18 protein-coding genes are annotated in these 23,197 nt (G+C 66.4%); 9 read left to right on the top strand and 9 right to left on the bottom strand.

The features are described from left to right. Window positions 1–70: 70 nt before the first annotated feature. Window positions 71–892 carry a ParA family protein gene (locus ACFTR6_RS16190; protein ID WP_377958624.1) on the bottom strand — a complete coding sequence of 274 codons (822 nt, stop codon included), beginning with the start codon at window positions 890–892 and terminating at the stop codon, window positions 71–73. 357 nt (window positions 893–1,249) lie between these two features. Here ACFTR6_RS16190 and ACFTR6_RS16195 point away from each other — a divergent pair, with 357 nt between their 5' ends. Continuing rightward, the gene (locus ACFTR6_RS16195; protein ID WP_377958625.1) at window positions 1,250–4,645 is read left to right on the top strand and encodes a pyruvate carboxylase; all 3,396 of its coding nucleotides are present in this window, start codon (window positions 1,250–1,252) and stop codon (window positions 4,643–4,645) included. Between the two features lie 162 nt (window positions 4,646–4,807). Beyond that, on the top strand, window positions 4,808–6,250 hold the full coding sequence (locus tag ACFTR6_RS16200) for a hypothetical protein (protein WP_377958626.1): 1,443 nt from the start codon (window positions 4,808–4,810) through the stop codon (window positions 6,248–6,250). A gap of 33 nt (window positions 6,251–6,283) precedes the next feature. Here ACFTR6_RS16200 and ACFTR6_RS16205 read toward each other — a convergent pair whose 3' ends face one another. Next, entirely contained in the window at window positions 6,284–8,104 is a 1,821-nt protein-coding gene (locus ACFTR6_RS16205) for a long-chain fatty acid--CoA ligase (RefSeq protein WP_076798049.1), read from the bottom strand. 192 nt (window positions 8,105–8,296) lie between these two features. Between ACFTR6_RS16205 and ACFTR6_RS16210 the strand changes: the two genes are divergently transcribed. Continuing rightward, window positions 8,297–9,475, top strand: a complete 1,179-nt coding sequence (locus tag ACFTR6_RS16210; protein WP_377958627.1) for an ROK family glucokinase — start codon at window positions 8,297–8,299, stop codon at window positions 9,473–9,475. An 8-nt stretch (window positions 9,476–9,483) separates the two neighbouring features. Here the strand turns inward: ACFTR6_RS16210 and ACFTR6_RS16215 are convergent, their stop codons facing one another. From ACFTR6_RS16215 to ACFTR6_RS16225, 3 genes are read right to left on the bottom strand one after another with little or no spacing between them, the layout of a single operon-like run. Then, entirely contained in the window at window positions 9,484–10,182 is a 699-nt protein-coding gene (locus ACFTR6_RS16215) for a hypothetical protein (protein ID WP_076798048.1), read from the bottom strand. Further along, window positions 10,175–10,987, bottom strand: coding sequence for a carboxylesterase (locus ACFTR6_RS16220; RefSeq protein WP_087874103.1), 813 nt, complete (start codon window positions 10,985–10,987; stop codon window positions 10,175–10,177). The genes ACFTR6_RS16215 and ACFTR6_RS16220 overlap by 8 nt, the downstream gene beginning before the upstream one ends. Then, complete coding sequence (locus ACFTR6_RS16225; protein WP_076798046.1) at window positions 10,984–11,772, bottom strand: carboxylesterase; 789 nt, start codon at window positions 11,770–11,772, stop codon at window positions 10,984–10,986. Before ACFTR6_RS16225 ends, ACFTR6_RS16220 begins: the two co-directional genes overlap by 4 nt. 110 nt (window positions 11,773–11,882) lie before the next feature. Between ACFTR6_RS16225 and ACFTR6_RS16230 the strand changes: the two genes are divergently transcribed. Beyond that, window positions 11,883–12,653 carry a 1-acyl-sn-glycerol-3-phosphate acyltransferase gene (locus ACFTR6_RS16230; protein WP_076798045.1) on the top strand — a complete coding sequence of 257 codons (771 nt, stop codon included), beginning with the start codon at window positions 11,883–11,885 and terminating at the stop codon, window positions 12,651–12,653. A gap of 90 nt (window positions 12,654–12,743) precedes the next feature. Then, window positions 12,744–14,135: a class II 3-deoxy-7-phosphoheptulonate synthase gene (locus tag ACFTR6_RS16235; protein ID WP_087874101.1), complete on the top strand. Its 1,392-nt coding sequence runs from the start codon at window positions 12,744–12,746 to the stop codon at window positions 14,133–14,135. A 92-nt stretch (window positions 14,136–14,227) separates the two neighbouring features. Here the strand turns inward: ACFTR6_RS16235 and ACFTR6_RS16240 are convergent, their stop codons facing one another. Together ACFTR6_RS16240 and ACFTR6_RS16245 are read right to left on the bottom strand one after the other, a co-directional pair. Next, window positions 14,228–16,513: a PASTA domain-containing protein gene (locus ACFTR6_RS16240; protein WP_377958628.1), complete on the bottom strand. Its 2,286-nt coding sequence runs from the start codon at window positions 16,511–16,513 to the stop codon at window positions 14,228–14,230. Window positions 16,514–16,626: 113 nt separating this feature from the next. Then, window positions 16,627–17,946: a LysM peptidoglycan-binding domain-containing protein gene (locus tag ACFTR6_RS16245; protein ID WP_377958629.1), complete on the bottom strand. Its 1,320-nt coding sequence runs from the start codon at window positions 17,944–17,946 to the stop codon at window positions 16,627–16,629. A gap of 249 nt (window positions 17,947–18,195) precedes the next feature. On the opposite strand from ACFTR6_RS16245, the gene ACFTR6_RS16250 reads away from it, so the two are divergent. Then, window positions 18,196–18,549, top strand: a complete 354-nt coding sequence (locus ACFTR6_RS16250; RefSeq protein WP_087874098.1) for an Rv2175c family DNA-binding protein — start codon at window positions 18,196–18,198, stop codon at window positions 18,547–18,549. A gap of 89 nt (window positions 18,550–18,638) precedes the next feature. Here ACFTR6_RS16250 and ACFTR6_RS16255 read toward each other — a convergent pair whose 3' ends face one another. Then, a complete protein-coding gene (locus ACFTR6_RS16255; protein ID WP_087874097.1) occupies window positions 18,639–19,733 on the bottom strand; it encodes a polyprenyl synthetase family protein in 1,095 nt (364 codons plus the stop codon). Beyond that, window positions 19,730–20,287, bottom strand: a complete 558-nt coding sequence (locus tag ACFTR6_RS16260) for a hypothetical protein (RefSeq protein WP_377958630.1) — start codon at window positions 20,285–20,287, stop codon at window positions 19,730–19,732. The genes ACFTR6_RS16255 and ACFTR6_RS16260 overlap by 4 nt, the downstream gene beginning before the upstream one ends. Window positions 20,288–20,428: 141 nt before the next feature. Here ACFTR6_RS16260 and dinB point away from each other — a divergent pair, with 141 nt between their 5' ends. The 3 genes from dinB to mraZ all read left to right on the top strand — a co-directional run bounded on the left by dinB (window position 20,429) and on the right by mraZ (window position 23,099). Then, window positions 20,429–21,589 (top strand): DNA polymerase IV, encoded by a 1,161-nt coding sequence (dinB, locus tag ACFTR6_RS16265; RefSeq protein WP_377958660.1) that lies wholly within the window; start codon window positions 20,429–20,431, stop codon window positions 21,587–21,589. A 316-nt stretch (window positions 21,590–21,905) separates the two neighbouring features. Continuing rightward, window positions 21,906–22,277, top strand: coding sequence for a DUF3040 domain-containing protein (locus ACFTR6_RS16270; protein WP_076798038.1), 372 nt, complete (start codon window positions 21,906–21,908; stop codon window positions 22,275–22,277). A gap of 393 nt (window positions 22,278–22,670) precedes the next feature. Continuing rightward, window positions 22,671–23,099: a division/cell wall cluster transcriptional repressor MraZ gene (gene mraZ, locus ACFTR6_RS16275; protein ID WP_076798037.1), complete on the top strand. Its 429-nt coding sequence runs from the start codon at window positions 22,671–22,673 to the stop codon at window positions 23,097–23,099. The last annotated feature ends 98 nt before the right edge of the window (window positions 23,100–23,197 follow it).

The following is a 23,197-nucleotide window of genomic DNA, read 5'->3' on the forward strand; positions in this document are numbered from 1 at the left end:
GAAGGGCCGCCTCCGGACTGATCAGTCAGACGGGAGGCGGCCCTTCTTGCGTTAAACCCAGCGCCGGCGCCTAGCGGGCGCTCCGGCTGCGGCTGGTCTTGTTGGTGGCCATGAGGTTTTCCAGCAGCGTGTCATAGAGTCCGGCCGCGGTTTTGGCGGAGTCGCCGGGCCAGTGGTGAACGGAGTGCGCCGCGCCCTGGATCTGCTGCCAGTTGGCCTGCTCCGGAATGTGCGGGGCCAGCAGCAGGTCTCCAAACATTGCCTGCATCTCGGCAAGCCGGAAAGCGTGCTCGGAGGAACCGGAGCGCACACGGTTTGCCACGATGCCGGCGGGGGAGAGGTTCGGCGCGAATTCCTGCCGGAAAAGCTGGATGGCCCGCATGGTGCGTTCGGTGCCGGCCACGGAGAAGAGGCCGGGCTCGGCCACCAGGGCCACCTTGTTGCTTGCGGACCAGGCCATCCGGGTGAGGCCATTCAGGGACGGCGGGCAGTCCACCAGGATGAGTTCGTAGCCCTCGGCGCCGGCCAGAACCGCGGACAGCCGGCGCAGGTCGCGCTTGCCAAGGTCGGGCCGGTCGTAAATGCCCGCGTACGCGGAGCCGACGGCGACGTCGAGCACCGCCGGGCCGGAGCCATTGGGGGTTACCCGGCTGATCCAGCCGCTGGGCACGACGTTCTCGGCGATCCTGGCTTTGCGCGGATTCTTCAGCATCCGGCCGATGTCCAGCCTGTCGCTGGGCTGTACCCCCAGTGCGGTGGTGGCATCTGCATGCGGATCGAGGTCTACTACGAGGGTTGGGATGCCTGCGGCCAGTGCCGCAGACGCCAGTCCGGTTGTAACGGATGTCTTGCCGACACCGCCCTTGAGGCTGCTGATGCTGACTACTTGCACTTGATAAACCAATACCTAACGCCGGTTGCCGTGTTGGGGTACGTTCCGTTCCGGTGCTCCCGGAAGGTGCTGCAGGAACAGGGCAGGCTTCCGCCGCCCCATTCATCATATGTTGACCTCGGCCGGAATCCCTTCTTATCCGGATCCGGGCATGCCCCGCCGTCCCGCCGCTCCGGCGTCGTTCTTCATCGGCAGCACAGGTTGCCGTAAATGAACAGCAAATACGGCAAGGCAGTGAATATGGTCGGGACATGACGGATAATTCTGTGATGGTGGACACACTGATTTGTGTTCTGTCCGGCCCGTCTTACACACTGTGACCACTTACCGATACACCCGCAATGATGCAGGAGCAGTATGTTTTCCAAAATTCTGGTGGCTAACCGCGGAGAAATCGCAATCCGTGCTTTCCGCGCCGGCTACGAACTGGGCGCCAAGACAGTCGCCGTGTTCCCCAATGAGGACCGTAACTCGATCCACCGCCAGAAGGCCGATGAGGCGTATCTGATCGGCGAAGAGGGCCACCCCGTCCGCGCCTACCTGGACGTTGACGAGGTGCTGCGGGTTGCCAAGGAGTCCGGTGCCGATGCCATTTACCCCGGCTACGGCTTCCTCTCCGAGAACCCGGACCTTGCGCGTGCCGCCAAGGCCGCAGGCATCACCTTTGTGGGTCCGCCCGCGGAGGTTCTGGAGCTTGCCGGTAACAAGGTTTCGGCGCTGGAGGCCGCCAAACGTGCCGGAGTGCCGGTCCTGAAGTCCAGCGCTCCGTCGAAGGACCTCGACGAACTGCTCGCTGCCGCGGATGAAATCGGTTTCCCCATCTTTGCCAAGGCCGTGGCAGGTGGCGGCGGGCGCGGCATGCGCCGCGTTGACACCCGCGAGGCCCTGCCGGAGGCGCTGAAGTCCGCCATGCGCGAGGCCGACGCCGCCTTCGGTGACCCCACCATGTTCCTGGAGCAGGCGGTGCTCCGCCCGCGCCACATCGAGGTCCAGATCCTGGCCGACGCCGAGGGCAATGTCATGCACCTCTTCGAGCGTGACTGTTCCCTGCAGCGCCGCCACCAGAAGGTCATCGAGATCGCTCCGGCACCCAACCTGGACGACAGCATCCGGCAGGCCCTGTACCGGGACGCCGTGAAGTTCGCGAAGGCCCTGAACTACGTCAACGCCGGCACGGTCGAGTTCCTGGTGGACACCGTGGGCGAACGCGCCGGACAGCACGTCTTCATCGAAATGAACCCCCGCATCCAGGTGGAGCACACCGTCACGGAAGAGGTCACCGACGTCGACCTCGTCCAGGCGCAGATGCGCATCGCCGCCGGCGAGACCCTCGCTGACCTGGGCCTCTCCCAGGAGACGGTCCAGCTCAAGGGCGCCGCACTGCAGAGCCGCATCACCACCGAGGACCCGGCCAACGGCTTCCGGCCCGACGTCGGAAAGATCACCGGTTACCGCTCCGCCGGCGGTGCCGGCGTAAGGCTCGACGGCGGCACCGTCTACTCGGGTGCCGAGATCAGCCCCCACTTCGACTCCATGCTGGTGAAGCTCACCTGCCGCGGCCGCGACTACCCGGCCGCGGTGGCCAGGGCACGCCGTGCGCTGGCGGAGTTCCGCATCCGTGGAGTCTCCACCAACATCCCCTTCCTGCAGGCCGTGCTTGACGATCCGGACTTCGTCGCTGGCAACGTGGCCACGTCCTTCATCGACGAGCGGCCAGAACTGCTGAAGGCCCGCGTCTCCGCCGACCGTGGAACCAAGCTGCTGACCTGGCTCGCCGATGTCACCGTGAACAAGCCGAACGGCGAACTTCCGGTCCGCACCAACCCCGCGGACAAGCTCCCGGCCCTCACCGGCGCCGAGGCCCGTCCGGGTTCCCGTCAGCGGCTCCTGGAACTCGGGCCGGAGGGTTTCGCCAAGGCACTGCGCGAGCAGAAGGCGGTGGCCGTTACGGACACCACCTTCCGCGACGCCCACCAGTCCCTGCTGGCCACCCGCGTCCGCACGAGGGACCTGGTGGCCGCCGCCCCCGCGGTCTCCACGCTCCTGCCGGAACTGCTGTCCGTGGAGGCCTGGGGCGGTGCCACCTACGACGTCGCCCTGCGCTTCCTCGGCGAGGATCCCTGGGACCGGCTGGCTGCGCTGCGCAAGGCCCTGCCGAACATCTGCATCCAGATGCTGCTCCGCGGCCGCAACACCGTCGGTTACACCCCGTACCCCGAGGAAGTGACCGAGGCCTTCGTCAACGAGGCGGCAGCCACGGGCATCGATATCTTCCGCATCTTCGATGCCCTCAATGACGTGAGCCAGATGGCGCCGGCCATCCGGGCTGTCCGCGCCACCGGCACCGCGGTCGCCGAGGTGGCGCTGTGCTACACGGGCGACATGCTGGACCCCAACGAGACGCTTTACACGCTGGACTACTACCTGGACCTGGCGGACAAGATCGTCGAAGCGGGCGCCCACATCCTCGCCATCAAGGACATGGCCGGCCTGCTGCGTCCGGCAGCTGCAGCGAAGCTCGTCGCAGCACTCCGGGAACGGTTCGACCTCCCGGTCCACCTGCACACCCACGACACCGCAGGCGGCCAGCTGGCCACCCTGCTTGCGGCCGTCGATGCAGGCGTCGATGCCGTGGATGCCGCCTCGGCATCCCTGGCCGGTACCACGAGCCAGCCGTCGGCGTCGGCACTGGTCGCCTCCCTGGCCCACACCGAACGTGACACCGGGCTCAGCCTGGCGGCAGTCAGCTCCCTTGAGCCGTACTGGGAAGCCGTGCGCAGGGTTTACGCCCCCTTCGAATCGGGCCTGCCGGGTCCGACCGGCCGCGTCTACCAGCACGAAATCCCGGGCGGTCAGCTGTCCAACCTCCGCCAGCAGGCCATCGCCCTGGGCCTGGGTGAGCGCTTCGAAGCGATCGAGGACATGTACACCGCTGCGGACCGGATCCTCGGCCACCTGGTCAAGGTCACCCCGTCGTCGAAGGTGGTGGGCGACCTCGCCCTGCACCTGGTCGGGCTGAACGCAGATCCTGCCGACTTCGAGGCAAACCCGCAGAACTACGACATCCCCGACTCCGTCATCGGGTTCCTGTCCGGTGAGCTGGGCGATCCTCCGGGAGGCTGGCCCGAGCCGTTCCGCACCAAAGCCCTCCAGGGCCGCAGCGTCAAGGTCCGCGACGCCGAGCTGAGCGCCGAGGACAGCGAAGCGCTCCGCGGCGACTCCAAGACCCGCCAGCAGACGCTGAACCGACTGCTGTTCGCCGGGCCAACCAAGGACTACCTCAAGAGCAAGGAGCTGTACGGCAACGTTTCGGTGCTGGACACCCGTGATTACCTCTACGGCCTGCAGCGCGGCGAGGAACACGTCATCCAGCTCGAAAAGGGCGTGCGCCTCATCGCGTCGCTGGAAGCTGTCTCGGAGCCTGACGAGAAGGGCATGCGCACGGTGATGTGCACGCTCAACGGGCAGTCCCGCCCCGTGTCGGTGCGCGACAAGTCCGTGGTCAGCAACGTGAAGACGGCCGAGAAGGCGGACCCGTCCGTCCCGGGCCACGTCGCAGCACCCTTCGCGGGGGCCGTGACGGTCACCGTCAGGGCCGGCGATACCGTCAACGCGGGCGACACCGTGGCCACCATCGAGGCCATGAAGATGGAGGCCTCCATCACGACGCCGGTGGGCGGCAAGGTGACGCGGCTGGCCATTTCCAGCGTGGAACAGGTTCAGGGCGGTGACCTGCTGATCGTCGTCGAATAGACGCCGGCTGACTAACCTGAAGGGCGGCCAGCGGCCGCCCTGCAGGTAGGGTGGAAAACAGAAAAATGTTGTGGGGACGGCGCCGAGCCGCCCCCACAGCCATTTCCGGACCACTCCGGGGGCCGGAACCCGATCGTCAACCGGACAAACAGAGCGGAAGCCATGACGCAGACCAACACGCCCAAGCCCGGGCCGCGCCCCGACCGGGCACCTTCATTCCCTAAAGGCAGCGTCGGAACGGTTGCGGGGGAGACGGGGACCATCCCCGGAGATGACGTTCCGGTGGCCGCCTCCGGTGTGGCGGCCGCAGGGGACATCAGTGTGGTGACTGTTTCCGGCGCCCAGGACCGCACCTCCGCCGGATCGCTCCCGGCAGTCACCGGCGCAGTGCACCAGAGTCCGGTGCACCAGGTAGTGGGGCAGCAGGCGCCGGCTACTGCTGCCATGCCCGTCGTGACTGCAGGCCCGGCCGGCGCCGCCTCTTCCGGTGCAAAGCCAACCGGCGCCACCACTTCAGGTGAAGGCCCAACAGGCGTCGCTGCCACGGCGGACACCGGGACGGCGGATACGGGGATAGCCTCGGCAGACGGTGCGGCTGCCGCTCAACCGGCACCGGCTGCAGACATCAGGGACCTCCCCGGGCGGCGGGAGCGTGCCGAGGGTCCGGAGCCGGCTTCTGCATTGACTGCCGACCGGCTTTTGACCAGGACCGCAGCTGCTCCGCTGTCAGGCTGGCGCCGGTGGCTGTACCAGGCAACCTTGGGCTATGTGAACCTGGGTGATTCGGACCAGGTCCGCATCCAGCGGGCCATGGAGCACGGGATCGCGACGCGGCTGGGCGAACGGACCAGGTATGTGCCGGTGCTTTCGCGCAAGGGCGGGGTGGGCAAGACCACCGTCTCCACGCTGCTGGGCATGGTGCTGGCGGAACTGCGTGAGGACCGGGTCATCGCGATGGACGCGAATCCGGACCGCGGCACGCTCTCGGACCGTTCACCGGGCAGGGCTGATTTCACGGCCCGCCAGCTGGTGAAGGACAGGTTCACAGTGGACTCGTTTGCGCAGCTGTCCAACTACACCGCGCGCGAAGGTTCGCGCCTCGATGTCCTGGCCTCGGACACTGACCCTACCGTGGCGCACGCCTTCGATGACGCTGACTACCGCGCAGTTACCGACATCCTGGGCCGTTACTACTCGATCGTCCTGACCGACTCCGGCACCGGCATGGTGCACTCAGTCATGAAGGGCACTCTGGAAAAGGCCGACGCCGTGGTGCTCGTCTCGGGCGGCAGCGTGGATGAAGCCCGGCTCGCGTCGGAAACACTGTCGTGGCTTGAAGCGCATGGCCGCCAGGATCTGGTTGCCAAGGCCACGGTGGTCATCAACATGGCGGCCGGCAACCGGACCCTGGTCGACATCGATGAGATCGAAGAGCACTTCCTGTCCCGGGTGAAAAACGTGGTACGGATTCCGCATGACCGGCACCTGGCGGAAGGTTCGCGGATCCGCCTCGGCCAGCTGAAGCCGGCAACCCGCGCCGCCGCCGTCGAGCTCGCCGCACTCGTGGTGGACGAACTGCAGCAGGACCAGGGCGGACGGGGCTAGGGCGGACGGTACTGGGAACGGCGGCCGCCGCGCCTAGGCGCGGGTGGGCTTCGGCGACCTGTACATTTCGTCGATTTCCGTTTCAAAGTCCTTCATGACCTGGGCGCGCTTGACCTTCATGGACGGGGTCAGGTGGCCGGAGGCTTCGGTGAAGTCGGTCGGCACGATCCGGAAGGACTTGATGGCCTCGGCCTGGGACACCGACTGGTTGGCCTGGTTGATGAGCTCCTGAACCGCGGCCTTCACTTCGGCCTTCTCCGCAGCCTCACTCAGGGGCGTGTCCGCCGGAAGGCCGTGCCGCTGCAGCCAGCCCGGCAGGGCTTCCTCATCGAGGGTCACGAGGGCCCCGATGAACGGCCGGTTGTCACCCACAACGAGTACCTGTGACACCAGCGCATCGGCACGGATCTGGTCCTCGAGCAGGGCGGGAACCACGTTCTTGCCGCCCGCTGTCACAATGATTTCCTTCTTCCGGCCGGTGATCAGCACGTAGCCGTCTTCGTCCAGCTGGCCGATGTCGCCGGTGCGGAACCAGCCGTCCACGAACGACTCCTCGGTCAGATCGGGGCGCTTGTAGTACCCCCGCATGACGCAGGCGCCCTTGACGAGGATCTCGCCGTCGTCGGCTATCCGGACGCTGTTGCCGGGAATCGGCGCACCGACCGTGCCGATCTTGATCCGCTCCGGCGTGTTGACGCTGACGGGCGCGGTGGTTTCGGTGAGGCCGTAGCCTTCCAGGATCTGCAGGCCGATGCCCTGGAAGAAGTGGCCCAGACGCTCGCCCAGCGGACCTCCGCCGGACACCGCGTGGGCAACCTCCCCGCCCATGGCGGCACGGAGCTTGCCGTAGACGAGTTTGTCGAAGACCGCGTGCTTAATCTTCAGGCCCAGGCCGACGCCGCCGTCCTGCCGTGCCCGGGAGTAGGCGATGGCGGTTTCCGTTGCCTTGTGGAAGATCGCGCCCTTGCCGCCGTCTTCGGCCTTGGTTAGGGCCGAGTTGTAGACCTTTTCGAAGACGCGCGGAACAGCAAGGATGAACGTCGGCTTGTAGCTCTGCAGGTCGGCCAGCAGGTGCTTGATGTCCGGGGTGTGCGCCACCGTAACTCCGGCGGCCACGGCCAGGACGGAAATGAAGCGTGCGAACACATGTGCCAGCGGGAGGAACATGATGGTGCGGGACTGCTCATTGACCACCTGCTTCAGGGAGGTGGCCAAGGCGTTCTCGGACAGCTCCACGAAGTTTCCGTGGGTCAGTTCGCAGCCCTTCGGGCGGCCGGTGGTGCCCGAGGTGTAGATGATGGTGGCCAGGTCCCGGAGTCCGGCGGAGCGCCGCCGGGTTTCGAGTTCGGCGTCGCTGACGGCCGTTCCGGCCGCGCGCACGGCGTCGAGGCCGTCACCCTCCAGCTGCCACACATGCTCCAGGGCAGTCAGCCCCTCGGACGCGGCGGCCTGCCGGATGACGTTTTCGTGGTGGTCCGATTCGCCGAAAGCGGCGACGGCGCCGGAGTCTCCGAGGTTCCAGGCGACCTGGGAAGGCGAGGACGTTTCATAGATAGGAACAGAAACGCCACCTGCGAACCAGATGGCGAAGTCGATAAGTGCCCACTCGTACCGGGTGCGGGACATGATGCCCACGCGGTCGCCGGCGCCGATGCCGCTGGCGATCAGGCCCTTTGCCAAGGCGGATACATCCGCCACGAAGTCCTTGGCCCGGATGTCCTGCCACTGGCCGGAGGAATCGAGGCGCGAAAACAGGGCAGGGTTGGAAGCCTCCGCTGCCTGGCGCAGTACAAGGTCCGTGATGTTGCTGTCCAGGGGGACGTTCGCCAGGGGCGGAACGCTGAATTCGCGCACGTTAGCTCCTTTGATATCCGTTGCCGCAGCGGGTAGTCCTAACCTTAGTACGTCGCATGGCGGGGAGCCCGCAGATCGCGATTACCCGTTGGTAACTTTACGGCGGGCGGTCGTACGCCGCCGGTGGCAGGGCGTGTCGTTTGCGTGTCTACCTGCGAAGACGTTCCAACACGACACCTAGAATGGGGGACTATGCAGCCCTCCTCGCCCGCTGAGCAGCCAGCCCCGCCCCGTTTCGGTCCGGGGAGCGGCTCCAGTCCCCGGAGCGGTGAAGCGGGGAGGTGGGCCGACTGGCGCGCGGCGTCGCGGCGCTCCATCCCGCGTCGTCCGGTACCGGGACTTGGCCTGACGGGAGGCAGCCGCCAACTGGCCGGCCACCGCCTGTTCCGGCAGCAGTTGCGGCTGGGCCGGCGGGGACTTGCCATTGGCATCGACATTGGCGGCACCAAGGTTGCCGCCGGCGTGGTGGATGCCGAAGGAAACATCCTGCGCGAGGCGCGCCGGTCCACGCCGGGAAGCGATCCCCGGGCCGTGGAGCGCGTCATCGTGGAACTTGTTGAAGAACTGAGCGCCGGCACCCGGATCCGCTCGGTGGGCATCGGCGCCGCCGGCTGGATGGACCTCGACGGCGGCACGGTGCTGTTCAGCCCGCACCTCGCCTGGCGGAACGAACCGCTGCGGGAAAACCTGCAGCACCTGCTGCGCCGCCCCGTCATGCTGGTCAACGACGCCGACGCGGCAGCCTGGGCCGAGTGGCGCTTTGGTGCCGGGCAGGGGCAGGACCGGCTGGTCTGCATCACGCTCGGCACCGGCATCGGCGGAGCCATGGTGATGGACGGGCACGTGGAGCGCGGCAGGTTTGGCGTGGCGGGGGAGTTCGGCCACCAGATCATCATGCCGGGCGGCCACCGGTGCGAATGCGGCAACCGCGGCTGCTGGGAACAGTACGCCTCGGGCAACGCACTGGGCCGGGAGGCCAGGGAACTGGCCCTGGCGAACTCTCCCGTGGCCCAGGAACTCCTCAAAGCCGTGGACGGAAGCGCCGAGCGCATTACCGGAGCCACGGTGACGGAGCTGGCCATCGCCGGCGACGCCGCCTCCCGTGAGCTCCTGGAGGACGTCGGAAACTGGCTGGGGCTGGGGCTGGCGAACCTGGCAGCCGCCCTCGATCCCGGGAAGTTCGTGATCGGCGGCGGCCTGTGTGCGGCAGGTGAGCTGCTGGTGGCCCCGGCCCGCAAGGCCTTCGCCCGCAACCTTACCGGCCGCGGATTCCGCCCCGCCGCCGAGATCGAACTGGCTGCCCTTGGCCCGAACGCCGGCCTGATCGGCGCCGCTGACCTGTCCCGGGTCAGCAGCCGCACCCACCGCTGACGGAAGCGTCAGACCCGGGCGCCGTCGTCGTTCTCGTCCTTCTCCTGCGGCAGCTTCATGATCAGGTACACCACTGCGGCGACGAAGACGGCCACCATGCCAAGGATTGCCAGCAGCGGCGCGGAGCGCCAGAACATCGACGACAGGACCAGGGCAATCGGAGCACCCACGGCGCCCAGCCACGCGAGCATTGTCAGCGGGTCGGTGGCCGAAAGCTTAGGGGGTTCTTCCGGAATGAACTCGCCCTCGTCGTCCTCGACCGTGTAGTCACGCGGATCCCCGGTGCCGGAATGAATACCTGCCTGCCCTGGCCGGTCAGCGTCCTCGCGCCGGTCCGCCTTTTCGTGCCCGGCGGCCTTCGCCTGCTCCGCAGCCTGCTGCCGCTCGGCGGCTGACAGCTCCCGCGGTGCCCGGGGCGCCAGGCCGAGGGGGTCGAAGTCGGTGAAGCGCTTGGCGGCACCTTCCGGACCCGCGCCGTTCCCGGCCTCTCCTGCCGGTGCAGGGCCGGCGTCGTCACTGGCAGCCGTGCTGTGCCGGGGACCGCCGGAATGGCGCGGCGGCTCGGAGGCGCTCGGTTCCCCCTCGCCCGTAGTGCTGTGCGTATCCGGAGCCGGGGTGTCGCCCTGGAGCCTGGCTACCAGATCGAGCCAGACGGCGTCGTCCTGGTTTGCACTCGGGTCGGATGAGTTCGAATCGGGCCTATTCATCGGTTGCGCCCTTCTGGCTGGATGTCGCGGAGTCGGCGGATCCCTGGCGGAGGTCCGCCACGACGGAGCGGATGAAATCCAGCGAGCCGCTGAAGATCTGGTCGGCGTCATGGTCCAGGGTGGCCACGTGGAAACTGTTATCCAGGTGGGTGAGCCGCAGCGGGGCGTGGGTGAGCCCGCGCCGCAGGGCCATGATGCTGGAATCGGAGACAACATGGTCCACTGTGGAGCGGAACACGCGGACCGGAGCTGTGATGCGTGGCAGCAGCCGGACCGTGTCCTTGAACATCTTATTCAGCTCGTGGGCCGCTGCCACAGGTGTCCGTGCATAGGCGCCCTCGTCGACGCCCGGTTTCCGGATGTCATTGGCTATGGCCGGCGTGCTCTTGAGGACCAGCTTGAGGATGCCGGCCAGCGGGGCGCGGCGGTCATCGATGACCAGGCCGGGGTTGACCACGATGACTCCGGCGACGGGCCTGGTGGCGGCGAGGCGCAATGCCAGTGCGCCACCCATGGACAGGCCCGCGGCGAAGACGAGGTCACACTCCGACTCGAGTTCCCGGTAGGCCGCGTCCATGGCGTCGTGCCACTGCGGCCAGCGGCTGCGGGAAAGCTCCTGCCAGGTGGTGCCATGGCCCGGCAACAGCGGCATCCTGACGGCAAAGCCGGCATCGGCAAAGGACTGGGCCCATGTGCGGAGGCTGTGCGGACTGCCCGTGAAGCCATGGGAGAGGGCGATGCCGATGGACGGCCCCTCGCCGGAGAAGACGCTGCTGAACGGGCTGTGATCGGGAACAGTGGTCATGACTTCTCCGACGGTACGTGGCTGCGGGAATGCACCTGGAAAAACCGTGCCGAGGACTCGAAAATTTCCTGGGCGTCCGTGTCCAGCGTAGCCACATGGCCGCTGTTCCTCAGCAGCACCACGTCGAGGGCCGCCGCGCGCAGGCGCTTGCGGATAATAGTGAGCGAAGTCGGTGGCACCACAGCATCGTTGACTGACTTGAAAACGAGCACGGGGGCCGTGATCCGCGGCAGTCCGCGGGCAGCGGCAGCGAACAGCCTCTTCAGCTGGTGAACCGCCGCCAACGGCGTTAGGGAGTAGTCGCCGTCGTCCGTATGGGGCGCCGTCGGATTTTCCTCGGCTATAGGCACAGTGGTCTTTTGGATGTACTTCAGCAGGCCGATGATCTGGACGCGCCGATCGTAAAAGCTCAGGCCGGGATTGACGACGGCGACACCCGCCACACTGTGGCGGGATGCGGTGAGCAGGGCGATGGCACCGCCCATCGAGAGGCCGGCCACGTAGCACTCGTCTGTTCTGGCTGCCAGCTCCAGGTATGCCGCTTCAAAGGCGCCGTGCCACTCCCGCCACCCTGTCTGTGCAAGTTCCTGCCAGGTCGTCCCGTGGCCGGGAAGCAGCGGAACTGTGACGGCGAATCCGCGCGCGGCCAGGAACTCGGCCCACGGCAGGATACTGAGCGGGCTGCCGGTGAAGCCGTGCGAAATCGCGATTCCGATCCGCGCATTGGCTCCGTGTCCCGCGTAGCTGAAAGCGGCGGGCCGTGTTCGGTCGCTGCTTTCTGTCATGGAACCATCGTGTCACTGTTCGGGACAATTCTCACTAGAGTAGGGTTGCATGCAGTGCCGCCGGGCCACTGGAAACGCGCCGGCGGTAGCCTTCCGGAGAGGTAAGACACGTGTTCTATTGGGTCATGAAGCGGATCTTCCTGGGGCCGGTGGTCCGCACTCTTTTCCGGCCGTGGGTCAAAGGGCTGGACAACATCCCGTCCGAAGGTGCAGCCATCATCGCCTCCAACCACCTCTCGTTCTCGGACTCCATCTTCATGCCGCTGATGGTGCCGCGGCCCGTCATCTTCCTGGCCAAATCCGAGTACTTCACGGGCACCGGCCTCAAGGGCAGGCTGACCGCACTGTTCTTCCGACTGACCAACCAGCTTCCCATGGACCGTTCCGGCGGGGCGGCCTCGGCAGCCTCGCTTCAGGCGGGGATGGAAGTGCTGACGCACGGCGGACTGCTGGGAATCTACCCCGAAGGCACCCGCAGCCCCGATTCCCGGCTGTACCGCGGGAAGGTGGGTGTGGCGCGGCTGGCGCTCCAGGCCGGCGTCCCCGTCATCCCGGTGGCGATGATCGGAACGGACAAGGTCCAGCCCATCGGCAAACGGCTGCCGAACATCCGCCGCATCGGCATGATCTTCGGGAAACCGCTGGACTTCAGCCGGTACGAGGGGATGGCCGACGACCGGCTGATCCAGCGGTCCGTGACAGACGAGATCATGTATGAACTCATGCGCCTCTCCGGGCAGGAATACGTGGACGAGTACGCGTCGGTGGTTAAGCTCCGGCTCGCGGGCAAGGCAGATGTTAAAGGCGATGCCGACGGCGGTGGAAAGCCCGGCGAACAGCCAGGCGAGCCGGGGGAGCCCGGTTCACCCCGGTCAGCATAGGTGTCCTGGCGCTGAAATCTGTGACGCTGCGGCCGGGTGCATGACAGTCCGGGTGTCCCGAAGCCGCTCCGGCCCTCTACTCTTAGTAGTGTGACTGAGCTATCTGCAAAACCTGCCTCTTCCCTGACCAGCACTTCACAGAGCGGTGCGGCCAACTATCCGGGACTCGACAACTGGCGGGATCTTCCCATCTCCCAGCAGCCGAGCTGGCAGGACTCCGAGGTATTCAACGCTTCCGTCAAGGAACTGTCGGCGCTCCCGCCGCTCGTGTTCGCGGGCGAGGTGGACATCCTGCGCGAGCGTCTCGCTGCGGCGGCCCAGGGCAAGGCCTTCCTGCTCCAGGGCGGCGACTGCGCCGAGACCTTTGAGGGTGCCACGGCGGACAAGATCAGCGCCCGCGTCAAGACGATCCTGCAGATGGCAGTAGTCCTGACCTACGGCGCAGCGATGCCGGTCATCAAGATGGGACGCATGGCCGGCCAGTTCGCCAAGCCGCGTTCCTCCAACGATGAGACCCGTAACGGCGTGACGCTGCCGGCCTACCGTGGCGACATCGTGAACGGGTACGACTTCACCCCCGAGTCGCGTGCCCACGACGCGAGCCGCATGCTCCGGGCCTACCACACCTCCGCTTCCACGCTGAACCTCATCCGGGCGTTCACCCAGGGCGGCTTCGCGGACCTCCGCCTGGTGCACACCTGGAACAAGGGCTTCACCGAGAATCCGGCCCATGCCCGCTACGAGTCGCTCGCGCGCGACATCGACCGCGCCATCAAGTTCATGGCTTCCTGCGGCGCCGACTTCGAGGCGCTCAAGCGGGTTGAATTCTTCGCGAGCCACGAGGCGCTGCTGCTTGACTACGAGCGCGCGCTGACCCGCATCGACTCCCGCACCGGGCTGCCGTACGGCACCTCCGGCCACTTCCTGTGGATCGGTGAGCGGACCCGCGAGCTGGACCACGCCCACGTGGACTTCCTGTCCCGTGTCCGCAACCCGATCGGCGTCAAGCTCGGCCCGTCCACCTCCGGCGACGACGCGCTGCGCCTCATCGACAAGCTGGATCCCGAACGCGAGCCCGGGAGGCTCACGTTCATCACCCGCATGGGTGCCGGCAACATCCGCGAGAAGCTCCCGTCCCTCGTGGAGAAGGTTACCGCCTCCGGCGCCCAGGTCCTGTGGGTCACGGACCCGATGCACGGCAACACGGTCACCTCGCCCAACGGCTACAAGACCCGGAATTTCGACGACGTCATCGACGAGGTGCGCGGGTTCTTCGAAGTGCACCATGCCTTGGGGACGGTTCCGGGCGGCCTCCACGTCGAGATGACCGGGGATGACGTGGCCGAATGCCTCGGCGGCGCCGACCCCATCGACCAGGAAGCATTCCTCGACCGCTACGAGTCTGTCTGCGATCCCCGGCTGAACCACATGCAGTCGCTGGAGATGGCCTTCCTCGTGGCGGGCGCGCTGACCCGCCGCTAGGCGGTTGCGGGAGAGCTCCAACCAGACAAAAAGGCCGGCGCCGGGACTTCCCGGCGCCGGTCTTTTTGTGGACTGTGGCTGCACTGCCCTGGCTATACCACTGTGAGGGTGATGACGGAGCCCTCCGGTACCTCGGTGTCCACGGGATCCTGGTCCCGGACAGTGCCGAAGAAGCCGCCGAGGACTTCGTTGACGCGGACCTCGAAGCCGCGCTTCCTCAGCGCCTCAGTAGCATCTTCGACCTGCTTGCCGATGTAGTTGGGCACCTTGACGAGCTTGGGCCCTTCGGAAATCGTCAGGGTGACGGTTTGTCCCCTCGTCAAGGTTCCGGAAGCCGGCTCCTGGCTGACCACAGCGCCCTTCGGAACGTTCCTGTCGTGGACGGTTTCATCTGCTACCTCGGCCTTGAGGCCGGCAGCTTCAATGGCATGTACCGCTTCTTCCTCGTCCTGCCCGCGGACGTCCGGCACCGGGATGGGCTGCGGGCCCTTCGAGACAGTCAGGCTGACAGGCGTCCCGTGCCGCGCGGGCGTTCCCGGCGCCGGGGCCTGGCTTAGCACCGTTCCGGCGGGCACTTCCTCATCGAACTTTTCGGTGACCTTGCCGAGCGCCATTTCAGCCCCGTTGAGCGCCTCCTTGGACGCCTCCAGCGTCTTGCCGGTCAGCCGCGGCAGCGGAAACAGCTGCGGCCCCTTGGACACGAACAGCGACACCTGCTGGAACTTGCGGATTTCCGTTCCGGCGCCCGGCTCGGATGCGACCACCAGCCCTGCCTTGACGTCGTCGTCGAAGACATCCTGGGTGCTGGACTGGAAGCCGGCGTCCCGGAGCAGCTTCTGTGCCTCCGCCACGGTTCTGTTGGCCACGGACGGCACGGTCCCGGGGGATCCCGGCCCCATGCCGAAGAACCACCCGGCCCCGGTGGCAAGCAGGGCGAGGATCACCATGACCACGATCCAGAGCGCGCCCCTGCGCCGGGGGTTTCCTTCACGGAGGGTGCGGACGGGAGTGGCCGCGGCGCGTGACCGGGCCTTTTCTTCGTGGCGGTCCAGTTTCCGCTGTTCGCGTTTGCTCAGGGGGAGCTGGGCATCATCCCTGTCATCGTCATCGAATCCGTAGGGCGGGAGGACCGGCCTGCTGGTCGAAGAGACGTTGGTTGATGAAACGGGAGTTGAAGAGGCCGGGTTTGAAGAGGTCGGGTTTGAAGAGGCCGGGTTTGAAGAGGTCGGGGCGGAAAACACGGTGGTGGGATTGCTGGCACGGGAAATGACTTCGGTGGGACGGCCCCGGGGGACCTCGCCGCCGTGGATCGGTGACAGCACCTCGGTGTGGTTTCCCGGGGTTCCCTGTACCGGCGGTATTCCCTGGACAGCCGCGGCGCCGGGAACAGGCGGGTTTTGCGGCAGGTGCGACGGCTTCCTGGCCGGGGCGGGAGGTGCAGCGGCCCCGCGGAGGCCGTGGCTGGCAGTGGCTGAAGCTCCGCCCGCCGCCGCAGCCGCCCGCACGGCCGCAGGGGGTTGCAGGTCCAGTTCGGAGTCGGTGAGGTTGGTCCGGATATGGCGGAGTTCTGCCAGCAGGGCGTTGCCGTCCACCGGCCGTTGCTCGGGGTCGCTGGCGGTGCACCACTGTACGAGTTCGTCCACTTCGTCCGCCAGGCCGGGAACGAGGGCGGAGGGAGGACCCACGGTGGAGTTCACGTGCTGGTAGGCCACCTGGATCGGGACCTCGCCGTCGAAGGGCTGGCGTCCGGTCAGCATCTCGAACAGCATGATGCCTGTCGAGTAGATGTCGCTTCGGGCGTCGGCCGGCTTGCCTAGGACCAGTTCCGGAGAAAGGTATGCGACGGTGCCGATCAGGGCACCTGTGCTGGTTGTTGTCGTTACGGCGCGGGCGAGGCCGAAGTCGCCGATCTTGATCCGGCCGTCGTCGGCAATCAACACGTTTTCCGGCTTCACGTCGCGGTGGATCATGCCTGCGGCGTGGGCCGCTCCCAGGCCCTCCACGACCGGATCGATGAGGGCCAGGGCCAGCCGGGGCGACAACGCGCCCTTGCTGTTGATGACGTCGCGAAGGGTGTGCCCCTTGATGTACTCCATCACGAGGTAGGCGGTGTCACCGTCGTGCCCCTGGTCCAGCACGCCCACCACATGCGGGTGTGAGAGCTTAGCGGCAGCCCGTGCTTCGCGCGCCAGGCGGTCCAGGAAATTGCCGTCGTTGGCCAAGTGCGGATGCAGGACCTTCAGGGCTACATCGCGGTCCAGCCTCTGGTCCGTGGCCACGTAAACGGTGGACATCCCGCCCCGCGCCAACCTGGACTTCACCTGGTAGCGGTTGTCCACCAGCGACCCAATGAGACTGCCTATAGCGTTTTCCTGCACTCTTCGATACTAAGTGCTGCACGGAAACGGGTCCGAATCAACATAGGATCCGGACCCGTATCGTTATGCTCCCCGGGGCTGGTCTGACCCTGCCCCGGGGCAAGTGGGGCACGTCAGCTGAAGTTCTTGCGGTGTGCCTTGATGGCTGCGACGTAGTGCTTGGTGTCGGTGTACATGCCGTACTTGTTGACCGAGTACTGGCCCTGGTAGTAACCGGCGATGGCGTAGTCCAGGTTCTTGCTGGTCCGGATCAGCTGGCGGATGATGGCGACGCCGGCGGTGACGTTGTCGTAGGGGTCCAGCAGGTTCAGTTTCCGGCCCACGAGGTCAGATGCCCACTGGCCGGAGGAGGGGATCACCTGCATGGTGCCGATGGCGTTGGCCGGCGACACTGCCCGCTGGTTGAAGCCCGACTCCTGGTAGGCGAAGGCCTGTGCCAGCGCGGGATCCACGCCCATCCGCCGTGCCGTGTCGGCCACAATGGACTGCATCTGCGCCAGGGACGGGACGGGCGAGGCGTTGAGCAGGGCCTTGTTCTTGTTGGCCGAGCTGACGACGGCGGGCGGGTAGGTGTAGCCGAGGAAGGAGCTGGGCACCAGCGGCGTGACGCTGGACGCGGGCTGGACGGAGCCGGTCTTGCCGGGAATGGCGATCTTCTGGCCGGGGAAGATGGTGCTGGTGACCTTCAGCCGGTTCGCCGACAGGATGGCCGAAAGCTTCACGCCATGCCTGGCCGCGATACCGGACAGTGTGTCCCCGGACTTGATGACGTAGGAGGCGGAGCGGGTGGCGGCCGGTGCTGCCGCCTTGGTCGGTGCAGCCGCAACGGCCGTGCCGGCACCGAGCCGGATCTTCTGGCCCGGGAAGATGGTCGATGTCATCTTGAGCCCGTTCCAGCTGAGCACCTGGGAAAGCTTGACGCCGTGCCGCCAGGCAATGCCGCCCAGGGTGTCACCGGATTTGACGGTGTACGTCCGGGCGGCGGTACGGGCAGGCGCGGCAGCAGTCTTCGCCGCCGGTGCCGCGGCACCCTTCAGCTTGATGCGCTGTCCCGGGTAGATCACGGAGTTCGACCTGAGGTTGTTGAGCTTGAGCACGGCAGAGGTGCTGAGGCCATACCGGCCGGCGATGCCGCTGACCGTGTCCCCGCGGACCACCGTGTGGGACGACGGGGTGACGCGGGTGGGCTGCAGGGCTGACGGGAGGGCTGCCGGCACGGAGGCTGCGGGAATCACACCCGCTTTAGCTGCAGCCGCCTGAGCCTCGATGGCGGCGGCAAGTGTCGCAGGGACCGTCTTAGGACGGGCTTCGGCCGCTGCGGGCTCGGCGACCGCAAGGGAGGAAAGCATGACGGCAGGCAGCGTGGCTGTCGTGGCCGCGATCAGGGGCAGGCCCGGCCGGGGTGACTGCTTGGTGGAGCGGGTCGTCGTCATGGGAAAGTCCTCTTCTCAGCGGCGATTGCTGTCGGTCATGCCATTTGCTCGTGATACTAATGTTACTGATGTTAATCGTGGTGCGAATGTTATCTATGTGAATCTCTCACGATTTCTCGGTTAGCACAAGAATTGGTTTTCACCCGGAAAATCAGGCGCGCTGGGAGTGTCGCGCGCCAAAATGTTGCGGGCCGAGGAGCGCGCCGTTCTGACTAGGCTTGCGGGCGCCCGCCATGGCAACCTTGTCCCGTGAGTACTGTTGAAACCCTTGTAGGCGACTGGCTGCCCCTGCCAGATGTTGCCCAGATGCTGGATGTGTCCATTACCAAAGTCCACGGGCTCCTTGACGAGCGCGCGCTGGCAGCCCTGCGGATCGGGGAACGCAAGATCCGTTCGGTGCCCGCCGCTTTCCTTCAGGACGGCCACGTAGTAGAGAGCCTCAAGGGCACGATCGTGGTGCTGGCAGACGCCGGCTTCTCCGACGAAGAGCTCATCGGGTGGCTTTTCACCCCTGACGAGTCGCTGCGCGGGCGGCCCATCGACGCCCTCCGTGAAGGACGCAAGACAGAAATCCGCCGCCGGGCACAGTCCCTGGCCTGGTAGTGAACCCAGCCTGGTAGTGAACCCAGCCTGGTAATGAACCCGGACTGGTAACAGACCAGGCTTTGTAACAAACGGGCCGGGCCAGCCGTTTAGGCGGCCCGGCTCACTGTCGCCTCCGCCAGCCGCCGCAACGCGGTCTTGGGGAGGTCCTCCAGCGGCAGCAGCTCCAGGGCTGCATACGCTGCCGCCCCGAATTCCTCGATCAGCACCTCAGTGGCCTGCAGCGCGCCGCAGTCCGCAATGATCCGGCGGATCTCGGCAACGTCTTCGTCGCTCAGGTCAGGACTGCCGAGCCTGGAGTCGATAAACGCAGACTCCTCGGGGGTCGCCAGGTCCAGGGCGAAGGCGACGAGCACGGTCCGCTTGCCCTCCCGGAGGTCGTCGCCGGCAGGCTTGCCGGTGGTGACCGGGTCCCCGAAGACGCCCAGCACGTCGTCGCGGAGCTGGAAGGCTTCGCCGAGCGGCAGCGCGAAGGCGGAGTAGCCCCGGAGCAGCTCATCAGAAGCGCCGCCGAGCGCCCCGCCCAGGGCGAGCGGGTGCTCCGTCGAGTACTTGGCCGACTTGAAACGGATGATCGACTGGGCGCGGCTGACGGCACCGGCACGGTCCCGGACCGGCCCCGCCACCTCTTCCAGGATGTCCAAGTACTGGCCGGCCATGACCTCGGAGCGCATCAGGTTGAAGATCAGCCTTGCCCTGCTGCCGGAGGCCGCCGTTTCACCGATGTCGGTGAAGGCCTCTTCGCTGAAGGACAGGCAGAGGTCGCCGGCCAGGATGGCCGCGGCGTGGCCGAAGCGTTCGCTGTCGAGTGCCCAGCCCTGGGACTCGTGGAGCTGGCTGAACCGGCGGTGCACGCTGGGTCCGCCCCGGCGGGTATCCGACCGGTCGATGATGTCGTCGTGGATCAGCGCTGCGGCCTGGAACAGCTCAAGGGCGGCGCCTGCCGTGATGATGTCCTCGGCTGTGGCAGGACCGCCTGCTCCGCGCCATCCCCAGTAGCACATGAGGGCGCGAAGCCGCTTTCCGCCGGTGACCAGGTTGGAGATGGACCCCATGATGGGATCGATGTCCGGCGAAATGGCATTCATGATCGACTGCCGGGTTGTCAGAAAATCTGTGAGCTTTCCCGCGACGGCGGCCACGAAGTCCGCCTGCTCGACGCGAAGCTGCTCGGCCACCATCACTTGACGGACTCGGGCGTCACGTTGGCGCCGATGGTGAAGGTGGAAATTCCGCCGGTTTGGGGGACAGCGATGTTAACCGTCTCGCTTCCCCCGCGCACGAAGTCCTTTGATGCCACGCTGCCCACTGTGTTGCCGGGAACGGCCTTGAAGCCCTGTGCTTCCAGGGCCTTGGTGTAATAGGCGACGACGGCGGCCGGCTTGGCGGAGGTTGAACCCACCAGTGCGGCGGTGGCCGGGGAGGCCGACTTGTCGAAGCTGCTGGCCACCACCTTCGCCCCGGGCATCACCGGAAGCAGCTTGGCCGGGAAGCCGGCAACCAGGGCACCCACGGTGGCCGACGTGCCGGGCGCGGCGCTCGGGCTGGCTGTTGCCGGCGCGGAAGCCGTGGCGGTCGCCGTGTTTGTTGCCGCGGCAGCCGGGGAGGCCGACGCTGTTGCTGCGGGCGTTGCGGAACCGGGCGCCTGTGCCGTGCATGCAGTCGCCCCCGCCAGCACGGCCGCTCCCGCGGCGAGCAGCCCAAGGCGGGCAGGCATGAGCGTTCCAATGACCTTCACAGGTGCGGTCCTCCTGGGTGTTGATGCCGGATGCAGCCTCCAGTTTAGTCGGGTGGAGGGCATAGGATTGCAGACGTGGGGCCGGACGAGGAGAGAGAGCAGGCGGAAGCGCGGCTTCGGGACCTTCGGCGGGCGAGCATCATGCACGTCGACATGGACGCGTTTTTTGTCTCCGTGGAACTCCGCGCCCGTCCCGACCTTCGAGGCCGGCCGGTCATCGTTGGCTTTCCGGCGGAACGCTCCGTGGTGCTGTCAGCCTCCTATGAGGCGCGCAAATTTGGCGTGAAATCGGCGATGCCCATGGCAGTGGCCCACCGGCTGTGTCCTCAGGCCATCATCATCGAGCCGAGGCACAAGCTCTACTACGAGGTGTCCGGCCAGCTGATGGCCATTTTCGAATCCATCACGGAGCTCGTCGAGCCGCTCAGTGTCGATGAGGCGTTCCTTGACGTGGGAGGGGCGATCCGCAGGCTCGGCCCCCCGCTGGAAATCGGCCAGCTGATCCGCCGGAGGGTCGCCAGCGAACTGGGCATCACAGCGTCTGTGGGGATCGCTGCCAGCAAATTCGTGGCCAAGATCGCTTCCACCCGGTGCAAGCCGGATGGCCTGCTGCTCATCCGGCCGGAAGAAACCGTGCCGTATCTTCACAGCCTGCCGGTCAATGCCCTGTGGGGCGTAGGCGGCAAGACGGCGGAAGTTCTGGCCCGGATGGGAATCCGCACCGTAGCGGACGTCGCCGCGACGCCCGTCTCCTCGCTCAAGAAGGTACTGGGCGCCACCGGCGAACACGTCCACCGGCTCTCCTGGGGTATCGACAGCCGGACGGTCACCCCGGTGAGGGTGGAGAAAAGCATTGGAGCAGAAGAGACGTTCGCCTCGGATACGGCCGACGACGCCCTGCTGCACCGCGAGCTGCTGCGGCTGTCACACCGCACGGCCGAGAGGCTCCGCGCATCGGGCATGGTGGCCAGGACTGTGGCCCTCAAGCTGCGGTACGCCGACTTCTCCACCGTAACGCGCAGCCGCACGGTCCACACTCCGCTGGACAGCGCGCAGCTCATCTATGGCGTGGCCGTCCAGTTGCTGGAGTCACTCGGCAGCCGGCCGCTGACGGTCCGGCTGGTGGGGGTCCGGGCGGAACAGCTGGAGACCGCCGCCCAGACCTCCCTTCAGCTGAGCCTTGACAGGCGCGATGACAACTGGCGGGCTGCTGAACAGGCCCTGGACAAGGTGGCCGAGAAGTTCGGCAGCAAGTCCGTGCTGCCGGCGCGGCTGCTTGAGCCTGGGAGCGGCAGCCACTGACGTGATTCCGCTGACACCAGCGGAATCGGGAAACCGCATTCAGGGGCGCGGATCAGTGTCATTTCAAGGCCTGGGGCGCGTTGGCGCCGTTGAACAGCGTCTTTCAGAACAGCGCCCAACAAACTATCCTTATAGATACAAAGATTTCGAACGTCTGGACATGTGTGGATCACCTGACCCGCCGCGTCGGTATGCTTGGATCCCTGGATTTGCCGAGGTTGGCAGGCCGGGAACCCGGAGGGCATGCCGGTCGTTGACGGGGCAGGAACAACCGGTTCCGACCTGTCTGGACGTTGGCCTACTTAAGGAGGTCGTGATGCCGCTCTCGGAGCACGAACAGAAGCTGCTCGAGCAACTCGAGAGGCAACTGCATGAGGACGATCCCAAGTTCGCCAATTCCATGGGCTCGGATCCCGGCCGCAGCTGGTCCACCCGGCACATTGTGATTGGCGTACTGGCCACGCTGGCCGGGGTGCTGCTCCTCCTTGTTGGGGTTTCCCTGCAGAACATCTTCGTAGGGGTCCTCGGGTTTGTTGTCATGGGTGCCGGGGTTTACTTTGCCACGATGCGCAGCGCTGCGGCGGGCAAAGCGAAGGCCGGCGGGCATGGCCGAAAGTCAAAGGGTAAGAGCTCCTTCATGAACAGCCTCGAAGAACGCTGGGACGAAAGGCGCCGCGGGGAGTCCTGAGCGCTGCTCCACTTCCCACCACGCCTGCCCCGCACCAGCCTCCACTTCGCACCACCTGGTCATCCCCGGTGGGTGCCAAATAGACCAGGAATGACCCGCCACGGCGGGTCATTCCGCTTTAAACCGCGGATTTAGGCCCGAGCCGCCGCCGTTGGACGATCCCGCACAGAGGGGCGGGGCACCCTGGCTGAGCCGGAAAGGGAGCGATTTCCCTCCACTTCCCACCCCCGCCCAAAAATCCGCGTCATTCCGGGCAAAACTGTTTCTCCAAACCGCGGAGAAATGCCTGTGTCACGTTGACTGTGGGGAGAAGTGGAGTAAAGTGGAGCGCGTAAGAGGGTAGTGGCAGCGCGGGGGTTGTTCGGCTTCTGACGGCAGACGGGCGGTGGGGACGTGTTCCTTGGGACACACTCGCCGCGTCTTGACGAAAAGGGCAGGATCATTCTTCCCGCCAAGTTCCGTGAGGAGCTTGCCGGCGGACTTGTTCTCACGCGAGGCCAGGAGCGCTGCATCTACGTCTTCAGCGAGCAGGAATTCGCGAGGGTCCACGAGCAGATCAGGGAGGCACCGATCTCCAACAAGCAGGCTCGTGACTACATCCGGGTTTTTCTCTCTGGAGCCTCAGACGAGGTGCCTGACAAGCAGGGGCGCGTGACCATACCTCCCGCGCTCCGGGAGTACGCAGGGCTCGGCAGGGAGTTGGCCGTTATTGGGGCCGGCACCCGGGCGGAGATCTGGGATGCCCAAGCCTGGAATGCGTACCTGGCGGAGAAGGAAACCTCCTTCTCCGAGACCGACAACCCCATCGCCGGCATCCTTTAGGCCGGCACGAGTCCGGATTTGTTTCTTGGACGAGATCTCCAGCCGCCCATCCTTCCGGCTACCTGGCTCACTTCCCCGGAGCCAGGCAGTCAGCGGGA

Source organism: Arthrobacter sp. NPDC057009, assembly GCF_042673905.1.
Taxonomy (GTDB): Bacteria; Actinomycetota; Actinomycetes; order Actinomycetales; family Micrococcaceae; genus Arthrobacter.